The organism is Paenibacillus sp. FSL R7-277, assembly GCF_000517965.1.
Lineage (GTDB): Bacteria > Bacillota > Bacilli > Paenibacillales > Paenibacillaceae > Paenibacillus_AQ > Paenibacillus_AQ silagei.
Map to the genome: position 1 here is coordinate 16,883 of NZ_ASPX01000122.1, position 23,469 is coordinate 40,351.

At 53.1% G+C, this 23,469-nt stretch carries 14 protein-coding genes; 12 read left to right on the top strand and 2 right to left on the bottom strand.

Annotation, left to right across the window (positions count from 1 at the left end):
• Nucleotide 1: 1 nt before the first annotated feature.
• From C173_RS32120 to C173_RS32130, 3 genes are read left to right on the top strand one after another with little or no spacing between them, the layout of a single operon-like run.
• Nucleotides 2-2,842 carry a tail fiber domain-containing protein gene (locus C173_RS32120; protein WP_036733379.1) on the top strand — a complete coding sequence of 947 codons (2,841 nt, stop codon included), beginning with the start codon at nucleotides 2-4 and terminating at the stop codon, nucleotides 2,840-2,842.
• Nucleotides 2,843-2,861: 19 nt separating this feature from the next.
• The gene (locus C173_RS32125) at nucleotides 2,862-3,044 is read left to right on the top strand and encodes a hypothetical protein (protein WP_036733381.1); all 183 of its coding nucleotides are present in this window, start codon (nucleotides 2,862-2,864) and stop codon (nucleotides 3,042-3,044) included.
• A 38-nt stretch (nucleotides 3,045-3,082) separates the two neighbouring features.
• Nucleotides 3,083-9,034, top strand: a complete 5,952-nt coding sequence (locus C173_RS32130; protein ID WP_036733384.1) for a tail fiber domain-containing protein — start codon at nucleotides 3,083-3,085, stop codon at nucleotides 9,032-9,034.
• A gap of 121 nt (nucleotides 9,035-9,155) precedes the next feature.
• Here C173_RS32130 and C173_RS32135 read toward each other — a convergent pair whose 3' ends face one another.
• On the bottom strand, nucleotides 9,156-10,127 hold the full coding sequence (locus C173_RS32135) for a helix-turn-helix transcriptional regulator (protein WP_036733387.1): 972 nt from the start codon (nucleotides 10,125-10,127) through the stop codon (nucleotides 9,156-9,158).
• Nucleotides 10,128-10,272: 145 nt separating this feature from the next.
• On the opposite strand from C173_RS32135, the gene C173_RS32140 reads away from it, so the two are divergent.
• From C173_RS32140 to C173_RS32160, 5 genes are all read left to right on the top strand, one after another.
• Nucleotides 10,273-10,758: a copper amine oxidase N-terminal domain-containing protein gene (locus C173_RS32140; RefSeq protein ID WP_036733391.1), complete on the top strand. Its 486-nt coding sequence runs from the start codon at nucleotides 10,273-10,275 to the stop codon at nucleotides 10,756-10,758.
• A gap of 231 nt (nucleotides 10,759-10,989) precedes the next feature.
• Nucleotides 10,990-11,877 carry an N-acetylmuramic acid 6-phosphate etherase gene (gene murQ / locus C173_RS32145; RefSeq protein ID WP_036733394.1) on the top strand — a complete coding sequence of 296 codons (888 nt, stop codon included), beginning with the start codon at nucleotides 10,990-10,992 and terminating at the stop codon, nucleotides 11,875-11,877.
• A 26-nt stretch (nucleotides 11,878-11,903) separates the two neighbouring features.
• Complete coding sequence (locus C173_RS32150) at nucleotides 11,904-13,322, top strand: PTS transporter subunit EIIC (protein WP_036733397.1); 1,419 nt, start codon at nucleotides 11,904-11,906, stop codon at nucleotides 13,320-13,322.
• A gap of 19 nt (nucleotides 13,323-13,341) precedes the next feature.
• The gene (locus C173_RS32155; protein ID WP_235192104.1) at nucleotides 13,342-14,403 is read left to right on the top strand and encodes a DUF871 domain-containing protein; all 1,062 of its coding nucleotides are present in this window, start codon (nucleotides 13,342-13,344) and stop codon (nucleotides 14,401-14,403) included.
• Nucleotides 14,404-14,464: 61 nt separating this feature from the next.
• Entirely contained in the window at nucleotides 14,465-15,316 is an 852-nt protein-coding gene (locus C173_RS32160) for a MurR/RpiR family transcriptional regulator (protein ID WP_036733403.1), read from the top strand.
• A 194-nt stretch (nucleotides 15,317-15,510) separates the two neighbouring features.
• Here the strand turns inward: C173_RS32160 and C173_RS32165 are convergent, their stop codons facing one another.
• Nucleotides 15,511-16,407, bottom strand: coding sequence for a LysR family transcriptional regulator (locus C173_RS32165; RefSeq protein WP_036733406.1), 897 nt, complete (start codon nucleotides 16,405-16,407; stop codon nucleotides 15,511-15,513).
• 130 nt (nucleotides 16,408-16,537) lie between these two features.
• Between C173_RS32165 and C173_RS32170 the strand changes: the two genes are divergently transcribed.
• The 4 genes from C173_RS32170 (at nucleotide 16,538) to C173_RS32190 (ending at nucleotide 23,393) form a co-directional block, all read left to right on the top strand.
• Nucleotides 16,538-17,713 (top strand): MFS transporter, encoded by a 1,176-nt coding sequence (locus tag C173_RS32170; protein WP_036733409.1) that lies wholly within the window; start codon nucleotides 16,538-16,540, stop codon nucleotides 17,711-17,713.
• 174 nt (nucleotides 17,714-17,887) lie between these two features.
• Nucleotides 17,888-18,475 (top strand): hypothetical protein, encoded by a 588-nt coding sequence (locus C173_RS32175; protein WP_235192105.1) that lies wholly within the window; start codon nucleotides 17,888-17,890, stop codon nucleotides 18,473-18,475.
• Between the two features lie 476 nt (nucleotides 18,476-18,951).
• Nucleotides 18,952-21,534, top strand: a complete 2,583-nt coding sequence (locus C173_RS32180) for a glycosyl hydrolase (protein WP_036733412.1) — start codon at nucleotides 18,952-18,954, stop codon at nucleotides 21,532-21,534.
• Between the two features lie 632 nt (nucleotides 21,535-22,166).
• A complete protein-coding gene (locus C173_RS32190) occupies nucleotides 22,167-23,393 on the top strand; it encodes a glycoside hydrolase family 5 protein (RefSeq protein WP_051478752.1) in 1,227 nt (408 codons plus the stop codon).
• Nucleotides 23,394-23,469: the final 76 nt, after the last annotated feature.

Consider the following 23,469-nt stretch of genomic DNA (forward strand, 5'->3'; position numbering starts at 1 on the left):
CATGGGAAAAGAATTAAGAAGAATGAGCTACTTTGACGGGCTCTTCCTGAACGCTGAGGATTATAAGCTCGATCAGGAGTTTCACCTGCGCCTGCAGCGTCTGCATAACCGTTATCTGCATACCTGGGGGATTGTCTGTGGGCTTAAGGTACTGCCCTCGGCGAAGCCGGGGGAATCCATGAAAGTGAGTATTGCGGAGGGGCTTGCCCTGAATCTGGTGCTGGTCAAGAACGGTGACAAGTATGAGAGCATCAGCCAGGAAATCCTGATCTATGAGGGGCATCCGGATAATCCGGTCAACCTCTCCGAGTATAACGCCAATGAGAATATCTACATCTGGGTCAGCTACGAAGAGGTGGGGGCCGAACGCAGCATTGAGCGTGGTCAAGGGGAACAGATCCATATCTGGGAGCGGGGAAAAATCAGTCACGGAACCACTAAGCCTGAGGGTACCGATACGATCCTTCTGGCCCGGGTGGTTCCCCGCACAGAAGGGGCAGGCATTACCATCGACAGTACATGTATTTACGATTACGACAGTGATGCGGCCCGGACGCCCTTAAGAACCTATGCCGGTGCCGCCGGCAAGAAGCTGGTCACGGAGAAGCTGGTGATCCCGGTTCAGAGTGAAGACAGCATGGACAGCGCGGGGCTGAGTGAAGCCGTTCTGGCAGCGATGCCGTCTATGACTACACTGCAGGCCGGTAAAGTGCTGGAGATCAGAGCTCCCGAGACCCGCTTCACAGGGGCTATGAGTGTGGCCGGAGCGCTGACAATTGAGGGCGAGCTGATTCTGAAGAGCAAGGACAAGGCCCAGAGCGAGATGCGGATTATGAACAGCTTCGTTGAGGTGAACAGCCCTAACACGGATGATCCGAACTATGTATTCCCCGGTGCGCGTGATGGCGGCCTGGAAGTATACCGGGGCGACGGGGGCAAGCATGATGCACGGATTGTCTGGGTGGAGGAGGATAAATGCTTCAAGGCCGGGCTCGGCAACGATCTTAAGACCATTGCCTACGGCAATGAGTGGGACAGCCTGATCAAATCAGAATTCGCTGATCTGCTGCACCGGCACAGTAAGCTGTCTTCATCAGCAGGCCAAAGCTTCGGCTTCACCGGGGCGGGCAAGCTGTACAGTGATGCTGATCTTGCCCTGCAGGACGACAGAATCCTGCTGCTGAAAGGAACGAACCCGGACACGGTTGACCATTCGCATGGCCTGGGCTGGTTCGGAGCCGGGAAGCCCTTCGCTGCGGCAGAGGTGGATGGTCCGGTAGTATTCGGCGGCAGCGGCGGGGCCCTCGGAACCCGGACGGTTAACGCCGACGGCTCCCGCACAGACAAGCAGGCGCTCTCCTGGAATAAGAACGGCTATGTCGGCATCGGCCCGCAGAAGGTACTGGAGGATTCGCTGGATGTCGAGGGCAGCGTACGCCTGCTCAGCGGCCGGAACCCGCTCCGCTTCACCTCCGCCTGGACGGGCTTTCCCGACAAGCAGATGAACGGTGCGGAGATCTGTAACGATACTACAGATTACAAGGCGCTGATGATTGTCGGCAACAACTCTGCCGGGCAGAAGCGAAAGGTCGCCATCTGGGACCGGCTGGATGTGAACGGATTTCTGTATGTGAACGGGACAATGCAGGCCTCCCAGGAGATTATTCCAAGCACGGGGAACGGGGCGCACAGCGGTATTATATTCCCGGCCAATCCGGGCGGAGGCGGGTCGGATCAGGCGTGGATCAAGTACTATCCCCGTACAGGTGAGGATTGCACGCTGGAGATCGGCACCTCCAATGACAGGAGTGATCATATCTCCCTGATCGCTTCCGGCAATGTGGGCATCGGAACGCTGGAGCCAGCCGATAAGCTGGATGTGGCCGGGGAGCTGCGTATCCTGAGCGGCCAGAATCCGGTCCGCTTCACCTCTGGCTGGACAGGCTTCACAGGTCAATCGCCCAACCATGCCGAGATCAGTAACGATACTACGAACTACAATTCATTGATGATCGCGGGAAACGGGAAATCAGGAGTCCGCAGAGTCTCTATCTGGGATAACCTGGATGTGAATGGCTCCTTGCAGGTGAAGGGGGGCGCCTATATTGGCGGCGACCTTGAGATCAAAGGCAGTATCAAGACAGAGGTATTCAACTTCGCCGGCAAATTCAAAAAGCTGGATGTAGCTGAGGAATTCGCCGCCATTGTCCGCTGCGCTGATTTCTACATCGGTTATCCCGGACGCCGAGGGACTCCCGGCCGGGCGCTGGTCGACAATGGCAGCCATCTGGTGCTCAACTACGGCAACGACTGGTCCTATGCTTCTGTCCATAGCAGCCTGGAAGTGAGAAATGCCCTGATCCCCAGCGCAGGCAGCGGCAACAACGGGATTATCTTCCCGTCCGATCCCGGGGGTGGCAGCGGCGACTCCGCCTGGATCAAGTACTATCCGACCAGCGGGGAGAACTGCGTGCTGGACATCGGAGTTTCTAATGATGCCGGCGACCGCATCTATCTTCATGCCAGCGGCGGGGTCTATGCCAACGGCAGCATGTACTGGTGGTCTTCGCGCGAGCTGAAGGACAATATTGCTGACATTCCGGTCAAGGAAGCGAAGCAGCTGCTGGACGGGCTGAACCCGGTCTCTTTTAAATACAAAGGAGGCACCAAGCCGAAGACCCTCGGCTTCATTGCGGAGGAAGTACCGGCCGTTCTGGCCGATCCGGAGCAGCGGGCGATCAGCGGGATGGATATCATTGCTGTGCTGACCAGCGTGATGAAGGATCAGCAGAAAGCGATCACAAGAATGCAAAAACAAATCGACACCCTGCAGGGTGCCTAAACCTTAGGAGGATGAACTCATGAAAGAACAATTAGAAGCACGCATGAACGAACTGAAGGCAGAGCTTGAAACCGGGCGGCAGATGATCCAGGAGCTGGACGAGAAGCGTACCAATCTGGGATATACCTTAACACGCATCAGCGGGGCCATTCAGGTGCTGGAGGAGCTGGCTGCCGCAGAAGAGGAGTCCGTTCAGGCCTAAGCAAGCTGTAACTATGAAGAGCCGGGAGGAGTGGGATTGTGCCAAAGGATATGAAACGCATGAATTATTTCAACGGGCTGCTGCTGAAGGAAGAGGATCTGACGCTGGATCAGAATTACCATAAGCGTGTGCGGCAGCTGCACAACCGTCATTTTCATGATTGGGGAGTCGTGGATGGTCTTAAGGTCACCATGCGGGACGGGATAACCGTTGAGATCGCTCCGGGCTTTGCCCTCAACCGTGTCACCGACCCGGAGCACAATGAGGAGATCAGCCAGGAAATTATGGTCAGTGACGCTCACCCGGATCGGGTGATTAATCTCTCCGGGTACAGCACTTCGGATCAGATCTATATTTCTATCAGCTATAAGGAAAAGCTGACGGATACAGATCTGCTCAAGGGCGGAGGCAACCCCATCCATGTGCTGGAGCAGGCGAACATTGATATAAGCTCCCGGAAGCCCGCAGATGTACACCAGAATATCCTGCTGGCCCGTGTGAATCTGAAGCATTCCCAGGACGGGTCCTTAACGATCGGCGGGATCTATGAGACGGATGTAGACGGGTCTCAGCTGGTGACGAGGGCGGCAGGCGGGACGGTGCTTAAGGCAGATCAGATCATTATCGGCAAAGAGAAGAAGCCCGAGACGCCCTTTCTTAGCAATTCGGAGGAACTGGACGGTGAGGCAGGGAGCCGGCTCAATGTTCACGCTGTGCTGACGGAGTTCACTGGCGATATCAAGGCGGGAGCCATCAGCACTTATGGAGCGGTGGATATAGACGGCACGCTATCAGTAACCTCGGGCAGCGCAGCGGTGTTCAAGGTGAATGAGTCCGGCGATCTGGAGGTCTCCGGCGCGTCGACTATGGAGGGGCCCCTCTCCGCGAAGCAAGGGATTGAAGTCAGCGGAGGAATGGCGGTGCTGGACGTTCCCCAGGTTATCATCGGCGGAAGCAAGGTTACCCTGAATCAGAATGCCGCTGAAGAAGACCGGATGGGCCTTGAGATCCTGCGCAAGGATCATTCCAGTGCCAAGCTGCAATGGGATGAGAAGAATGAGAGCTGGATGATCGGAACCGAAGCGCTGGAGGGTGACAAGGCCAGCGGCATGTTCAAGGTTGCTTACGGCGCAGACTGGGAGCAGCTGCATCACGGCGCGAATGCGGACAGCTTGCATAGCCACAGCCAGCTGAATGCTGCGGACGGCAAGCCGGCACTACGTACGGACGATTCAGGTACGGTCCTGGTTGACCGGGGGATGAGTGTATCCGGTACACTTGTATCCCGGCAGGATGGCTTGGAGGTCTTCCGGGGAGCCACGCTGCCCAATGCCAAGATTGCCTGGAATGAAGCCGCGAAATCCTGGCAGACCGGCACTGCCAATGGGGATATGACCAATATTCCTGACGGGAAGCAGTGGGAAGAGCTGACCGGCGGCAACCGGAACGCAGATGCTCTGCATACCCACAGGCAGTTCCATAACGAAGACAAGAGCCTGCTTGCGCTGGAGATTGGTGCCGACGGCAATGTGAATATCCCCCATGAGCTGATGGTCGGCGAGACCCTGACCGTGAACAAGCTGATCGTCCGGGAAGAAGAGGTGGTGATCCGGAAGGTCGAGCAGGAGGTGGCGGACAGCTTCCTGACGGTCAATAAGGCGGAAGATCACACAGCTCTTGGCAACAAGGGAGGGCTTGATGTCTACCGGGGCAGCCAGCTTCCGGCAGCGCGCATGGAGTGGAACGAAGCAGAACGCAAGTGGAAAATCGGGCTTGAAGGCAGTATGTCCGACATTCCCTACGGGAACAAATGGGACTCGCTGACCAGCGGGTCTGTGGCGGATGCTTCCCACAAGCACAGCACACTGAGCACACCGTCCGGCGGAACGATTCTGTCGGCTGACGGGCAGGGAAAGCTGTCGGCATCCGGGAATCTGGAGCTCGGCGGTACCTTGCTAGCCAAGGGCAGTACAACGCTGAAGTCCGATCTGAGTGTCGGAGGCTCGGCCACGATTGAAGGCAATTTGACGGTCAAGGGCACCACTACCTTCGTCAAAAAGGAAGATCTGGTGGTAGTCAGCAACCGGATTGAGCTCAATAAATTCGAGGGGAACAGCTCCTCCCTGAAGCAAAGCAGCATTGAGGTCTACCGGGGCAAGCTGAACCCGAGCGCCAAGCTGCTCTGGGACGAGACGGATGGCAGATGGAAGCTGGGACTGGGCGACGAGCTGTCCAATATTGCCTACGGGAGCAATTGGGACGCATTGACCGGAGGGGTCAGCTCGGATGCCGATGGCCTGCACCGGCATAATTCCCTGAGCGATAGCGCGGGTAACACGGCTGTCCAGGTTACTGCAGATGGTGATATTGAAATGATCAATGATGCTGAGGTGCAGGGCTCCCTGACCGTCAATAACGGGGCGGAGGTCAGCGGAGGTCTGGCGGTTCAGGGCCTGGTTAAGGTAGACGGCAACCTAATCGTCAAAGGCACCACGACAACGCTTAACCGTGAAGATCTGGTCGTCACCAATAACGTCATTGAGATCAACAAATTCGCAGGGGATACCCCGCCAGCCACTGAGAGCGGCATTGAAGTGTTCCGGGGAGAAGCGCAGCCCCCTGCCAGAATGTTCTGGAACGAAAGCGAGCGGAAGTGGAAGGTGGGTATCGGGAATTCTCTGGAGAATGTCGCCAGCGGCAGCTCCTGGGACAAGCTGACACAGATGGCGAGTGCAGATGCTCTGCATCTCCATAGTCAGCTGTACAACCCGAAGAGCGACATCCTGGCACTCAGCGCCAGCGCCGAAGGGGATGTGAATGTTCACCATGACCTGACGGTGGGCGGTCATCTGACGGTAGCCGGAGATCTGGAAATCCGGGGAGCCTCCGCCAGAATCGCCTCAGATCAGCTGGACATCGGCAGTCCCTGGATTACTGTCAACAAGGATGCCGGTACAGTCAAGTCGCTTGCAGGTGGCGGACTTGAGGTCTATCGCGGCGCCGATGAGAATCCGGCTAAGCTTGCCTGGGATGAGGTCAAGTCCCAGTGGCAGCTTGCAACACCTACAGACAGTGCGGCATTGGTAGTGGATACATCAGGCAATGTCCAGGCCTCCGGCGCAGTGAAGGCTGCGGGTGCCGCGATTACAGGAGCAGTGACTGCCGCCAGCGCGGCAATTGCCGGAACAGTGACGGTTGGAGACGGCATCGAGGTGCAGCAGGGAACCGAGACCAACGCGCAGATCAAGTGGGCCAAGGACCGCTGGAAGCTGGGTACTGCCGGCAGAACGGTACTCAGTCTGACCCGCAGCGGCAAGATGGGAGTGGGTACGGATAATCCTACCGAGGTGCTGGATGTGGCAGGCAAGGCGGTCTTCCGGACAGAGACAGAGGTCTCTGGAGCGGCTTCCTTCTCAGGTAAGCTGACCGCTCATAGTGATGCTGTATTTGAAGGGTCAGCTTCTTTTAACAAAGGGATTGATGCAGCTGGTGCTGTGATTAGTAAGGATGCAGTTATCTCCGGGAATGTTACTGCCGGAGGGTTTGAAGCTCCGCGCGGTTTGAACAAAGACGGAATTCTTCAGCCGAATGCCCGGATCTACTGGAATAATGAGCAGAATGCCTGGTTCTATGGTGATGGGGTCACCTTCTCTGAATTCGGAACAGGGAAGGGCGGCCAGAACAAGCTGTTCAATTCGCTCGGTAACACGATCGCCCTGTTCTCGGATGCGAAGGGGTATGTCGGCATCGGAACCACGGTTCCGCTGGCGCTGCTGGATGTTAGAGCAACTGGCGGAGACAGCTTGTTCAGTGTAACCAAAAACGGAGAGGTCGGCATCGGAACCTTAAGCCCTGACCCTAAGTCCAAGCTTGATGTTCAAGGGAATACAGTAATCCGCGGGGAGCTTAGCGCAGTCAGCGCCGCCATATCCAAAGATCTGACCGTGAACGGCAATCTGACGGTGAATGGCGACATTGTGACGATCAATGCGGCTACCCTTGAGGTAGAAGACAACATCATAAGAGTCAACAAATATGCTCCTCAGAACACCCCGATTGTCCAAAATGCCGGTCTGGAGGTATTCCGCGGCGGGACCGCTCTTCCAGCCCAGCTTCTATGGGATGAGACCGCCGATGAGTGGCTGGCCGGAGTCTCGAATACCCTGAAGGCTATTGAGTTCAAGGGCCATACCCACCCCGAGTATGCTTCACTGTCGGGGGCCATCACTGTTGACGAAGGCAATGTCGGGATTGGCACGGATGCCCGGGCTGCTAAGCTGGAGGTCAAAGGGAATGCCGTTGTCAGCGGATCATTGACGGTTACAGAGGCTTCGCTAAGCGGCGGCTTGGCAGCAGCAAGTGCAAAGATCAGCGGCCTGGCTGCACTTAAGGATGTTACGGTCAGCGGAGCTTTCACCGCACAGGATGCCACGGTCAGCGGAGGCTTCACCGCACAGGATGCCACGGTCAGCGGAGACTTCACTGCACAGGACGCCACCGTCAACGGAAGTCTTACGCTAGGCCATGGGATTGCAGTGGACAGGGGAACGGATCAGAAGGCACAGCTGCTCTGGGATGAAGCCCAGGATGTCTGGACGGCGGGTATTGCAGGAAGCATGAAGCAGCTCTCCTACAGCGGCCATACGCACCAGGAGCTGTCGGAGCTGACCGGAGTGCTGAAGATCGCCTCCGGAAATGTCGGAATCGGCACCGCAGCGCCAACGGCCAAGCTTGAGGTGAACGGCAATGCGGCTGTGTCCGGCCGTATAACCGTTGCTGACGCGACAGTCAGCGGAACGTTAACGTCTAAGCGCGCCAACGTCAGCGGCGTATTAACGGCTACGGATGCCGAGGTAAGCGGAACGTTCTCCGCGAAGGACGCTGCAGTTACGGGCAGCCTGACTCTTAGCCAGGGGATCGATGTGGGCAGGGGCACAGGCGCCAAGGCGCAGATCGTATGGAACGAAGCACTGGCTGAATGGCAGCTGGGACTTGCGGGCAGCCTGAAGCAGCTCGCTTACAGCGGTCATACGCATCAGGAGCTTACGGATCTGAACGCTGTGGTGAAGGTGGCTTCCGGTAATATCGGGATAGGCACCGCCGCACCAGCCGCCAAGTTGGATGTGAACGGCAATGCCCTAGTATCCGGGAAGTTAACGGTCACTGACGCCGTTGTGAACGGTTCGTTAACCGCTAACAACGCAATGCTGAGTGGCACAGCCGAGGTGAAGGAGGCTACGGTCAGCGGAACGTTGAATGCAAAGAAAGCTGTAATCAACACCTTATTAACGGCTGCGGATGCCGAAGTGACTGGATCGTTCACTGCTAAGGACGTCACAGTCAGCGGCGCGCTGTCAGTGAAGGACCTGACCCTCAGCGATACACTGACCGTGAAGGATGCCAAGATCAGCGGCAGCCTGGTAATCACCCAAGGCATTGAGGTTGCCCGTGGCAAGGATAAGAACGCACGGATTCTCTGGGATACTGCGGCTAATGTATGGCAGGCGGGCATTGAGGGGAGTATGCTGAATCTGGTCACCCAGGATTCAGTCTATGATGAGCTTGTCCAGGTTGCAGGTGCATTAACGGTAGATTCCAGCAGCAATATCGGAATTGGCAAAGCTCCGGCCGATGATTACAAGCTGGATGTGGACGGCAATGTGAGGGCAACGAACTTCGCGCAGACCTCCTCCCGGACCTACAAGGAGAACATCGCCAGCCTGCCGGTGAAGAAGGCGCTGGAGCTGCTGAACAAGCTGAAGCCGGTGACCTTCAACTACAAGACAGAGAACGGAAAAAAGCAGAATATCGGCTTCATTGCCGAGGATGTGCCGCAGATTTTCTCCACTGCCGATCATAAGTCTGTAGTGCTGATGGACATCATCGGCGTACTGACCACGGTAGTCCAGAAGCAGCAGAAGGAAGCTCAAGACATGCGCAAGCAGGTCAATGAACTTAAGGTTCAGGTCACGGCCTTGGCAGGCGCTTAATTGCAATAAATCCTCAGTGTACAAGGTGAAAAAGCAGCTCCTGCAGCGAATATGCCGCAGGAGCTGCTTCATTTGGCAGGGTCTTCTAAGGGGGACCTTGGATTAGGGCTGTCAGTGAAGTTCAATCCGCATCGTTCATGTAATGTCTGCTAATCGCACAGGCCAATTCCTGGATCTGCTCCTTCAGCTCCACCGGCTCCAGAATACGAATGGAAGTACCGAAGCTTAACAGATACTTGGGCAGGTACTTGTTCATGGACGGAACATCAAGCAGGAACCGCGCTTCCCGGTCGGTCCGTTCCGTCAAGTAGTGACGCAGATGCCAATTGCTGCACAGCTTGTTTAGCGTATCCGGCTCCCCTTCGATACGGATCACGACTAGAAGGGCGTTTTCCTCATGTTCCGGCTCCAGCTGGCTGCGGAAATAGGCAGATACCGAGAAGGGGGCCGGCTTAGGGAAGCAGGCATCCGTTAATGCAAGATTGACAATACGGTCCACACGATAGGTCCGTATGGCCTGTGCCCGGTGACAGAATCCAACCATGTACCATTCCGAACGGTCGTAAGCCAGACCATACGGATCGACTTCGCGCTCTTCATCCTGTGCAGCATTCTCTTTCCGGTAGGTGAGGTGAATGGTCTGTCCCGCCTTCACAGCCAGCTCCAGCTCCCGCAGCAAAGGGACGACAGACGGCGGACGGGACGGGGCAATGACATCGAGGCCGCTGGTTAGCAGCGACAAGTCATGGCGCTGTTCTTCGTGCAATCCATTCTCCACCTTCTTGAGGGCGCTCTCCAGCTCCCTCGCATAAGGATAACCTGCGCCTACCGCGAATTTATAAGCATCTACCAGTGCCTTCAGCTCTAGCGCGTTGAAGAACAGGGGCGTCTCACTGAAGCTCTCCAGAATATGGACTCCGCCGTCATGTCCAGATTCGGCAACCACCGGGACGCCGCTGGCGCCAAGCGCGTCGATATACCGGTACACGGTACGGATGCTGATCTCCAGACTGTCCGCAATCTGTGCGGCAGTGAGTTTTTTGCCGGACCGCAGCATCCATAGCATAGCCAGCATATTATCCCATTTTGCCATTTGAAGCTCTCTCCCAGGTCCGCTTTTCATCCAACTGATGAATGCGGGCATTTTTTTCTCAGTCTACCATGTAATATTCTGCTGTTCCATCCGCTTTATGCTATGATGTGGAATATGGTATTTTCTGAGAGAGGAGGGGCACATTATGATCACTTTTAAAAAAATCATGCAGATTATTGGTCTTAGCGTTCTGGTCACGGGTGTTGCTCATTCCCCGGCCCCGGCTGCCGCAGCTTCCGGTTCCACCCAATCCGCCCAATTACCCGCTATTCATATCTATCTTAATAACTCGCCGATCAATACCTCCGCAGGGGGAGCCACACTGATGAATGGTACCGTGATGCTCTCACTGGACAAGCTATATGTCAGCGGGGCTACAATTAGTTATGATGAACATACGAGGATGATCACCATTAACAACCTGCTCACGACAGGCAGCATGAAGATCGGCAGCCGGATTGCCACTGTGAACGGGAAGCAGATCACCTATTCCGCTGCCTTCCAGCAGGTGAATAAGCAGCTATACATACCTTTGCGGTTCGTTAATGATGCCATTGGCGGCACAATGGACTGGAATGCCAAGAAACGTGAAGCGTTCATTAGCTATCCTCTACAAGGAATTCGGAATTGATCCGTTGGATATCGGTTAGGCGGTGTTTGCTGGAGGCGTAAAGGGGAAAATATAGAAGAAGGATACATGAACAAGCTCCTGTGTGCATCGCAGGGGTTTGTTTTTGTGTGTGTTCAATTTCTTATTGATATTTAATTTTAATAAAATAATAATTATGTTGAAATAATATTTCAGTAATGGTATTCTGCATTTAGAGAGCGATTTCATAAACGGAAAAGGATGATGGAAATCATGTTAGAGCATTTGACAACGGAGACCCGCAATAAGAAGACCATGAACCTGGATGAGTTAACACCGCTTGAGCTTTTGGAAGTGATGAATGAAGAAGATCACAAGGTCGCACAAGCTGTGAAACAAGTCATTCCGCAGATTGCCGAAGCTGTGGAAGTGATTACAATGGCGATCAGACAAGGTGGACGCTTAATTTATATGGGGGCTGGAACAAGCGGACGTATCGGCCTGCTGGATGCTGTTGAATGTCCGCCAACCTTTGGAACAGCACCTGAGGAGGTCATCGGGCTAATTGCCGGGGGAGAGAGAGCGTTTATCAAAGCCGTCGAAGGTGCGGAGGACAATGAACAATTAGGGGTGCAGGATCTACAGGATATTAAGCTGACAGCCAAAGATGTTGTCGTCGGCATTGCTGCCAGCGGACGCACACCCTATGTGATCGGCGGATTAGAATATGCGAATTCTATTGGAACACCCACTGTAGCTGTGAGCTGTAACAAAGATTCAGCGATTGGCAGAATTGCCGGGATTGCGATTGAAGTCGTAAACGGACCGGAAGTGTTAACCGGGTCAACACGTTTGAAGGCGGGGAGTTCGCAGAAATTAATCTGCAACATGCTTTCCACCGCTTCGATGATTCGTACGGGCAAAGTATATGGAAATTTAATGGTGGATGTACAGCTGACCAATGAAAAGCTTGTAGAACGTGCCAAACGGATTGTGATGGATGCGACTGAGTGTGACGCTGAAACGGCAGAGCGTGTTCTGAAGCAGGCAGATCAGAAGCCGAAGATTGCCATTGTGATGATCCTTGCGGGGCTAACTAAGGAAGAAGCTGTGCAGCGGCTGGAAGCATCACAAGGCTTCGTCCGTCAGGCGATTCAATAATACGATAAGAAGAAGGGGGCTACAACATGAGTAAATATCATGATTTAGCGGTCAACATATTAGGGGCCATCGGCGGCCGTGCAAATGTATCCGAGTACACCCATTGCATGACTCGTCTTCGTGTAACCGTTGTGGACCGCAGCCGGATCGCTGAAGCGGACTTGAAGCAAATCGACGGGGTTCTGGGAGTAGTGGATGATGAAACCTATCAAGTCATTCTCGGACCGGGAATCGTAACCAAAGTCGCTGAAGAATTCGGTAAAGTGTTGGAAGCAAGCAGTCCTGAGGGCGATCCGTCAACTTCGGCTGAACAATTACAGGCCAAAGGCGCACAAATGAAAGCGCAGCTAAAAAAGAAGAATGATACGCCGTTCAAAAACTTTTTGCGGAAGATCGGAAATATATTCATCCCGCTTATCCCTGCATTCGTTGGAGCCGGATTAATTGCCGGTATTGGCTCCATTCTGACGAACAATATGACAGCGGGTAATTTAGACACAGCAACCTGGCAGCAATATGTGACGATCTTAAATGTCATCAAAAATGCGATTTTCAGTTACCTGGTGATTTATGTCGGTATTAACGCTGCCAAAGAATTCGGAGCTACGCCTGCTCTCGGGGGAGTAATCGGCGGGGTAACACTGTTAACAGGGGTTACAGCGGACCTGACCATTACTAATATATTTACGGGTACACCTCTGACACCGGGTCAAGGCGGGGTGATCGGCGTTCTCATCGCCGTATGGATTCTGTCCATCGTGGAGAGATATTTGCGTAAAGTGATTCCTGATGCGGTTGATATTATCGTTACCCCTACAATTGCCTTGCTGGCCGTAGGACTGATTACAATCTTTTTCATCATGCCGTTCGCCGGATTCATCTCCAGTAATCTAATCGGAGCGATTAACTGGACGTTAGAAGTGGGCGGAGCATTCTCAGGCTTTGTATTAGGAACAGCGTTCCTGCCGCTTGTGATGCTAGGGCTGCATCAGGTATTGACGCCGATTCACATTGAGATGATCAATGATTCAGGGATGACGCTACTGCTTCCGATGCTGGCTATGGCTGGGGCAGGTCAGGTTGGAGCTTCCATCGCCTTATGGATTCGCTGCAAGAAGAATAAATCATTGACGAACATGATTAAAGGCGCTCTTCCGGTCGGTATTCTGGGAATCGGCGAGCCATTGATTTACGGGGTTACTTTACCGCTGGGCCGGCCGTTTGTTACAGCTTGTATTGGCGGCGGGATTGGTGGTGCGGTCATTGGATTATTCGGCAACGTTGGAGCCATTGCTATTGGTCCTTCCGGGGTTGCGTTAATTCCCTTGATTGCGAATGGATTATGGCTGAAATACGTAATAGGCTTAATTGCAGCTTACGCTGGCGGATTTATCGCGACTTATCTCTTCGGTACACCCAAAGAGGCTATGGCAGAACAGGATTAAGCGACCCTGAGATATTGAGGTGATTCCAGTGCTCGGAATTTCAATTTTTGCGGCGGACCGCACGTTAGAAGACAACGTGAAGTATATGGAACACATGAAGGCTGCAGGCTATACCGAAATATTCACCTCTCTTCATATGCCGGAAGATGAGTTCGGAGAATTGAAGGAGAAATTGCTGGAGATTGCAACCGCTGCTCGGAGGTTAGGAATGGACCTGATGGCGGATATTTCCGGGAAGGCATTGGAGAACTTTTCGTTACCCTTTCTGTTGGATGCTGGTGTTACAGGTTTGCGGATGGATTTTGGATTTAGCGCCGATGAAATTGCAGCCTACTCACAACAACTGAAAATTGCCTTAAATGCCAGCACCTTAACCCCAGAGTTCTTGGCTGACTTAAAAGAGCATCATATTTGTCTTGAGAACATTGAAGCCTGGCATAATTATTATCCCCGCCCGGAGACAGGTCTGGATAAAGAATCGTTCATAGCGAAGAACAGGTGGCTGCAAGCCGAAGGGATTACGACGATGGCCTTTATTCCGGGAGACGGGCTGAAGAGAAAACCGTTATTTCAAAGTCTGCCTACCTTAGAGAAGCACCGGAATCATTCTTCTTTTCTGGCATACCTGGAATTAGAGCAAGATTGTGCCGTGGACAAAATTTTCGTTGGCGATTTAACCCTCTCAGAAGGGTCTCAGATTCAATTTCAGCGGTATGAGGAAGGGGTTATTCCTTTGCGGGTAACCCAAGAATTACCTTATGCCTTATGGGATAAGGTCCACCGGAACCGCCTTGACGCTGCCCGTGATGTGATTCGCTCTGAGAGTGCACGGACAGATCGGGAACGTTATGGAATGACCCGAAGTATTGCGCCTATGCATACGAACGAGCGGCCCAGAGGAACGATTACCGTAGATAATTATTTGTATGGCCGTTATGAGCATGAGCTACAGATCACACTAAGAGATCTGCCGGCACATGAAGCGGTTAATGTGATTGGTCATGTGATAGAAGAGGACCTTCCTCTATTAGACTACGTCAGACAAGGCGGAAGACGCTTTAGTTTCACAGCTGCTACTTAATGATTACTCCCCTCTATTTTGTTACAATAAGGAGAATAGACTGAGGAGAGGAGTTTAGAACTTGGCAGCAGGAAGCATGATTTCTCAAATTGAACTGGTCTTAAATGAACTGCCGGAATCCGAAAAAAAAGTAGCGGAGTACATTCTTGCCAATGCTAAAGAAGTGATGCATATGAGCATACATGAGTTAGCGGCTAAAGCGGAGGCGAGCAGTGCGGCGGTTGTCCGTTTTTGCCGGTCGCTGGGCATCGAGGGCTTCCCCGCGCTCAAAATCCGCTTATCCGCTGAAGTAGAGAACACGAGTTATGTCGGCTACTTTGATGTTGAATCTAATGAGACGGTGCATTCTATCATTGATAAAATGTTGTCCAATACCATATTGACCTTTCAGAATACGGCCAGTCAACTGGACGCGCATTCGATTGAGCAGGCCGTGAGCCTGTTACAGCAGGCAGAGGTTATTTATGTGTATGGGATAGGGGCGTCTTTCATTATTGCAGAGGATGCGGCACAGAAATGGCTGCGGCTCGGCAAAAATGTATATGCTATTTCTGACCGTCATTTATTGGCGGCAGCTATGGCTACGAAATCAGAGAATGCTGTCTTCTGGGGGATTTCGTATAGCGGGGAAACGGGCGAGGTCATTCAATTAACCAGACGGGCCAAGGAGCATGGGATCAGAACAATCAGCCTTACCCGACCTGGAAATAACAAGCTTTCCCAGCTGGCGGATGTTTCTTTATTTACATCACGTGCCCCGGAAGCCACACTTCGCAGTGCGGCAACCAGCTCAAGATTCGCCCAATTATTTGTGCTTGATATTGTCTTTAGCGTATATGCTTCTGCCCAGCATGATTTAACTGTGGAGCAGCTGGCGAAGACAAGGCAGATGATTGAAGTTTTGAATGATTAATGTTGAACCTCTGCATAAAAAGGGGCTGTCCTAAAGGCCATGCAATGGCTGCTTGGGACAGCTCTTTATTTTGGGGCACCCGCCCATAGGATGCTCCCAGATTCTTTACTTTCTCAAAAAATTCATACAATCGTCTGGCCTCTGAATCCTGACTCAGATATTGCAGGGTGTCCATCGCCTTCTCTAATCCCGGCTCATTCCTCAAGCCGGAGATTGTCGATCAGGAACCGGCGCAGGCTGTTGATGAAGGTATGGGTGGCATGGCTGATGTAGCGGTCGGCCCGGTAGATCAGTCTGAGGTTGCGGCAGGGGGCGGTATTCAGGATCGAAATGGAGCAAAGTCCGCTGTTCTCCATGCCCTCAAGCAGTCCGCGCGGTTGTATGGTGCCGCCAATCCCGGCCTTGACCAACTGAAGCAGCGAGGTGGCTGATCCGGTCTCCATGATCGGTTCCAGCCCGAAGCCTGCCTCCCGGCAGGTATTCTCCACCAGTTCTCTGCCGATGTAGGTGCGCGGGTACATTACAAGCTGGATCTGCTGAAGTGATGACAGCTCAATGTGGCTCATGGCGGCATAAGGATGATCCTCACGGACAATCAGATGATAAGGCTCCCAGCCCAGGTCCACTTGAGTCAGCATGGAATCACGCGGACCCGGAAGGCAGATGCCGATGTCCAGCTTGTTCTCCAGCACCTCCTGTTGAATAAGCGTTGAAGCGAAGACCTGGAGCCGGATATTCGGAAAATCGGAATGAAATTTAACCAGCATCGGAGTTAGGCGGTAGTCCAGGTCAGAGGGCAGCACCCCAAGCCGGATCATGCCGCGGTTGTCGGAGCGCAGCTCATTAATCGCTGCCTTGGCATTCTGCTCATTCTGAATCATCCGGGCTGCGTAGTCCTTTAGGAGGGCCCCCGCTTCGGTAAGAGCGATTTTTTTGCCGATCCGGTCGAACAGGGGCATGCCTATTTCACCTTCCAGTACTTTAATCTGCTGGCTTAGTGTCGGTTGGCTGATACCCAGTCCCTCAGCGGCGCGTGTGAAATGCAGTTCTTCGCAGACGGCCATGAAATAGTGCAGGTGGCGGGTTTCCATGAAATTCACTTCTTTCAGGATAAGATCATAGTCAATTACTATTATAATAATACAAACAATAGTATTGATCAATATATGACATCGCCGTATACTCAGGCTAAATACAAAATACTGATATGGAGTGATGGAAATGCCTTTCTTACTATTATTCGTTGCCTTGCTGGCAGCCTCATTAAATATGCGTCCGGTAATCACTTCGGTCTCACCGCTGCTGGGTAACATTCAGAGTGATCTGGGGATGAACAGCCTGCAGGCCAGTCTGATGACAACACTGCCAGTCCTGTGTATGGGGATATTCGCACCCCTTGCCGTGAGCATCAGCCGCCGCTTTGGTCTGGAAAGCACGATCTTCGGGGCCATGGTACTGATCGGGGCGGCGACAGCCGCACGCGGGTTCCTGTCTTCGTCGTCCGGTCTCATTCTGACGGCGCTGGCAGCAGGCGTAGGGATCGGAATTGCCGGACCGCTGCTGTCCGGCTTCATTAAGCGTCATTTTCCCGGCCGTTCAGCGATGGTTAGCGTGTATTCCGCCTCAATGGTGGTGGGCGCTTCGCTCGCAGCCGGGCTGGCTGTTCCGGTCTATACCTGGCTGGACAATTCCTGGCAGCTGTCCCTGGCGGTATGGGCAGTCTTGTCGCTTGCCGCTCTCCCGGTCTGGTGGAGGATTGCCGCGCGGTCCAAGCCGCTGAAGCAGCAGACTGCACATGCCCGGCTGCCCTTGGCTAACGGCAGAGCCTGGCTGCTGACCCTATTCTTCGGTCTTATGGCGAGCATCTTCTATTCGCTGACGGCCTGGCTGGCGCCGATGGCAGCATCCATGGGGTATAGCAAGCATGAAGCGGGCAATCTACTCACACTTTTCACCTTGATACAGATTCCGGTAAGCATCCTCGTGCCCATCCTGGTGGCCAGATTCCAGCGGCGCACGTTATGGCTTGTGCTGTGCAGTCTGTTCGAGCTAAGCGGACTGCTGCTCCTTCTGGGCTCAGCCTCACCGCTGCTGAGCGCAGTGCTGCTCGGCATTGGCGCTGGCGGATTATTCCCGCTGGCTCTAATGCTGCCGCTCTTAATGACGGAGCGGGCGGAAGAGGCCAGCTCCTGGTCGTCGCTTAATCAGGGGGGCGGGTATTTTCTCGGAGCTTTGGGACCGCTCGCGGTTGGACGTATCTACGATGCCTCGGGTTCATTCCAGCCCGCGCTGATCGGCATGGCTGTGATCACTCTACTTATGATCGCGGTACAACTGATGATAGGCAGAAGCTCCCGCGAGGGCAACGCTCTTAGGAAGAGTACGGCTTCGAGCTGAATGCCGACGGCCTGAAGTTCCAGAATGCCAAGTAACTGTTCACCGGATGCTGAGTGTTAAAGAACAGAAAATGAAACGTTAACGCACTTCTTGAGATATGTAGGGGAGTGCGTTATTTGTTATAATGGGAACGGGTGACCAGAGTACAAGCCAGGTGAAGAGGAGGACATGAATATGAATATGAATATGGATATGGATACGGATGTGGATAGGGTTGAAGAGCCGCCCGTTCAGCTTATCGGCATGCTGGGCCAGCCGTATGATCCCAAGAGGGTCCAAGCCGTGCTTAAGCCCTATGGCGTTAAGCGCATGCCGGCTCCGAAGAGCTATTTCAACGATACCATGATCCCGTGCGCCAAAGCATCTCTAAGGATGGATCTCTACCGTATACCCAAAATCAATGAGCTGACCGGACTACAGTATACGAAGCCCGATGATTGGATCATCGGCGCTATTCACTTCCTTCCCCCTGGTTCGGGCAACCAGAACGAAGTGCCTTATCCCGTCATTTTACCTGAGGACATTACGATGAACTCTTCGCCTGAGGAAGCGATCGCGGCCTATGGCCCTCCGCAGCTGGATGAAGAATGCGAATGGCCCGGATTTTCCGGCCGCATTATCGCCTGGCGGGGCGAGGGCATAAACATCGCATTAGAATACGAGTATAGCAGGGAAGGTAGAGTGCTACGAACCTATATCGCCTGCCTAATCGGCTGCATCGGCGCTTGGCGGAGCGATAACCCGGAGGTTTTTGCACCATGAGCAGGGGAGGGCTGATTCTGGTAGGACAAGCTTTCGTTAGAATCGCGGAGAGCTGCCGGAGAGCTGCCCTTCCTGCAACCGACACACTAGAGAACATAGCAGTTGGATAAAGAGCACTTGTTTCGGCCGAACCGCTCCCTTTTCAAGAAGCAGTTGGAAAAAAGGCACTTCTTTCAGCCGATTCTATGAAATCGGCTGGATTTGCACAAATTAAGTGTTGTTAATCCAACTGCTACCCCCAAGTACGCCATGGACGCTCGATTAGTTGTACTTTTTCCACTAGATTCCCTCCCCATTCTCTCACCGCACGATGAACTTAACCTTCCATTCCTCCTGCAATTCATCCCGTTGAGCACACTTGCTAATTTGTATTTACAAATTATGGGATACATGCTATCTTTGCTATGAAAGCGCAACCATGATCTGATAGGTTAACCAAGGTTTTACCATTTTGTTCATGGGGAGGAAGGAAGAAAATGAAGAAATGGCTCAAAAGAACAGGAACCATGCTGCTCGCTTGCACACTGCTGCTTGGAGGCTTGACGGCACCGCCGCGTACCGCCCACGCTGACCCCGCACTGATCACCATCGAAAGCGAGAATGCCCAGCTCACCCCGGATTTGCAAGTGACGACCCAGATTTACGGAACGCCGAAGCCCGGCTATTCGGGAAGCGGTTTTGTCTGGATGCAGAACTCCGGTACGCTAACCTACACCGTAACTGTCCCGGCAACCGGCATGTATACGATCTCGACCCGGTATATGCAGGAGCTGAGCCCGGATGGCAGACAGCAGGCATTAATCGTTAACGGTGCTGCGAAGGGTTCGTATATGCTGCCCTACACCACTACATGGAAGGATTTCAACTTCGGCTATCACAAGCTGAATCAAGGCAGCAATACCATTCAGGTCAAAGCAGGCTGGGGATTCGCTTATTTCGACGCCTTAACGGTGGATCATGCGAACCTGGACCCCCTGATTGTGCAGCCCGTTCTCTCTGACGCTCAGGCCACGCCCGAAACGCAGCTCCTGATGAATTATTTGACGGAGGTGTACGGGAAGCACATGCTCTCGGGCCAGCAGGAGATCTATGGCGGAGGGAATGACGGCAACTCCGAGCTGGAATTCGACTGGATTCACAACCTGACCGGAAAATATCCGGCAGTCCGCGGGTTCGACCTCATGAACTATAATCCGCTGTATGGCTGGGAGGACGGCACTACCGCCCGCATGATCGACTGGGTGAATAACAAGGGCGGGATTGCGACCAATAGCTGGCATCTTACCGTTCCCCGTAACTTCACCGCCTATCAGCTTGGGGAGTTTGTCGATTGGAAGGAAGCCACCTACAAGCCAACAGAGACAAACTTCAATACCGCAAATGCTGTCATTCCGGGGACCAAAGAGTATCAGTACCTGCAACTGGCGATCGAGGATCTGGCGGAGCAACTGCAGATTCTGCAGGACAACAATGTTCCCGTAATCTTCCGTCCTTACCATGAGGCAGAAGGCAACGGCGGGCTAAATGGGGAAGGCGCTTGGTTCTGGTGGGCTTCGGCAGGTGCGGAGGTGTACAAGCAGCTCTGGGATCAGCTCTATACCGAGCTTACGGAGACCTACGGCCTGCACAATCTGATCTGGACCTATAACAGTTATGTGTACAGCACTTCTCCGGCCTGGTATCCGGGGGATGATCAGGTGGATATTGTCGGCTACGATAAATACAACACCATCTACAACCGCTATGACGGACTGTCCGGCGTGCCGAATGAGGATGCGATTAGCTCGACCTTTTATCAGCTGGTGGATCTCACTGGCGGTAAGAAGATGGTAGCCATGACCGAGAACGACACCGTTCCCAGTGTGCAGAATCTGACCGAGGAGCGAGCGGGCTGGCTCTACTTCCTCCCATGGTACGGAGAGCATCTGATGAGTACGGCCTTCAATTATCCGGCTACGCTGACCACCCTGTACCAGAGTGATTATGTCATTACGCTGGACGAGCTGCCTGATCTAAAGGGGAATAATCCTCATCCAAGCGCAACCATTACACCATCCATGGTCGAATTTGACAAAGCTCCGGCTCATCAGACCGACCAGACCGTTACCATGAACCTGAACGGCAACACGTTAACGGCCCTTCGTTCTGGTACCGCCATTTTGACTGAGAACGAGGATTATACCGTAAGCGGGAACACACTGCTGCTCACTAAGGCGTTCCTTGCAACGCTGCCGGTTGGCGAGCATTCGATCATCCTGGATTTCAATCAGGGCCAAGATCCCGTGTTAAAAGTAAAAGTCATCGATACAACGCCAGGTGCTTCCATCTCACCAGACCATGCGGTGTTTGACCGGGCGGCGAATCTCGCACAGGACATATCTGTAGCGCTTACCTTACACGGGCACCAGCTGACAAGTCTGAAGAGTGGGAACTACACTCTTGTATCCGGCCAGGATTACACGGCCACTGACACTGCGGTTGTTCTGAAAAAAGCTTATCTCTCCACGCTGCCGCTCGGTCAGCATGCGATCGCTTTTCATTTTAGCGGCGGAGCAGAGGTTGTGCTTACTGTGAACGTAGAGGATAGCAGCGTTCCGCTCCCTTCAGGCGACTTGACCATCCAGGCCTACAACGGCAGCACCGGTGCTTCGACCAATGGAATCGCACCCAAGTTCAAAGTAATCAACACCGGGAATGCACCGGTCCAGCTCAGCGATGTGAAGCTCCGGTATTACTACACGATTGACGGCGAGCAGCAGCAGAGCTTCTGGACCGATTGGGCCAGCATCGGAGGCGCTAACGTAACTGGTACATTTGTGAAGCTGGATACCCCAGCCGCCGGTGCCGATTATGCTCTGGAGATTGGCTTCACCAGCGCTGCGGGAACCCTGAATCCCGGCCAAAGCGCCGAGATCCAGACCCGCTTCGCTAAGGTCAACTGGTCTAACTACAATCAGGCCAATGACTACTCCTTCCGCGCCGCCGGTACCCAGTTCGCCGATCATGAGCAGGTTACGGGATATGTGAACGGGCAGCTGGTGTGGGGGATAGAGCCTTAAACGCCCTCAACCGTAGTTGTTGACCCATTCTCCGCTAAGTAATAAAATTATCTATTTAGCGGGGAATTCATTATACCGGAGGTGTTCTTTTGATTAGAAGGTATAGGTCAACAATAATACTGCTGGCGTTAAATGTACTTTGTATTTTTGCGGTCGATATTTCGACTATTAAGTATAGAGTTGGAAAAGGGACATCTGGTAACGGGAATCCCGGAATAGTAGTTTTGATTCTTAGTCTGATATTGTTTGCAATTTTCCTGATACATTTGGTTGTGAAATCTATTGAATATTTAAGAAAGCTGCCCCCAACAATTACAACGATGGTTATTCCATCTCTGGCAATCGTCACTTTAGTGCTCATGATATTTGGTGAACTAAACACAATCAGTGCATTAGAACAAAACTTAAACGGCTTCACAAATGATAAAGATTCCGTAGTCTTTCGTTTCGGCTGGATTAATCAATATACAAATACTCTGTTTTATAATGGATACATTTTGATGTTCGGAATTTCCATAGCGATGCTTCTGTCTTGCCTGTTCGTTAGAATGCAATCCAAGCCACTTCATCGTCAATGAATAAACTTGTAACCGTTTTCGTGTGGCGCAATTACTATAAGAGGAGGTTCAACTATGTTATCTAAAATAAAAAAATGCGGAGTCTACAGCGTAGCTCTAGTATTACTGGCTTCTACCTTACTTGGCAGCTCGGGTTCCCGTGCTTCTGCGGCCGATGCGTCAGCCGCGCTGACCTCGGACTTCAGATCGTTGCAGGCTTCGCAGATCGTCAGCGAGATGGGGGCCGGATGGAATCTGGGCAACTCGCTCGAAGCTTCGGTGAACGGGATCCCCAGTGAGACCGCCTGGAATAACCCGACCATTACGCCGCAGTTGATCCAGAAGGTCAAAGCAGCAGGCTTCAAAACCATCCGTATCCCGGTCTCCTACCTGAATTATATCGGGAGCGCTCCCGGCTATACGATCAACTCGGCATGGCTGGACCGTGTGAAGGCAGTCGTGGATTACGCCTACAATGAAGGCTTGTATGTCGTCATTAATATTCACGGGGACGGCTTCAATTCCGTTCAGGGCAGCTGGCTCCTGGTGAACAGCGGCAACCAGACGGCCATTAAGCAGAAGTATCAGAAGGTGTGGCAGCAGATTGCGAATAAGTTCGCTAGTTATGGGGAGCGGCTTATTTTGGAGTCGATGAACGAGGTGTTTGACGGCAACTACAACAATCCGAATCTGGCGTACTACGCCAACCTGAACGCCTACAATCAGATCTTCGTGGATACGGTCAGACAGACAGGCGGCAACAATAGCGCCAGATGGCTGCTGATTCCGGGCTGGAACACGAATATCGACTACACGGCCGGAAATTACGGATTCGTACTCCCAACCGACAATTACAGATCCTCCACCATACCCGGCTCAGAGAAAAGAATCATGATCTCCGCCCACTACTATTCCCCTTGGGATTTTGCCGGTGAAGAATCGGGGAATATCACGCAGTGGGGAGCGACAGCGACGAACCCTGCCAAGAAATCCACTTGGGGACAGGAGGATTACCTGAACTCGCAGCTCCAATCCATGTACAACAAATTCACGACCCAAGGCTACCCGGTGGTGATCGGAGAATTCGGTTCCATTGACAAATCATCCTACGATTCAAGCAATAATATCTACCGCGCTGCCTATGCCAAAGCCGTAACCGCAACCGCCAAGAAGTACAAGGCTGTGCCCGTCTATTGGGACAATGGCTATAACGGCCAGCACGGCTTCGCCCTGTTCAACCGTTACAACAATACCGTCACCCAGCAAGGCATTATCAATGCCATTATGCAGGGGATGCAATAAAGAGGATTCCGCCGGTATACAAGCAAGAAGCGCTTGGGATGATCCCAAGCGCTTCTTGCTTTGGTGCCGCTGCTGT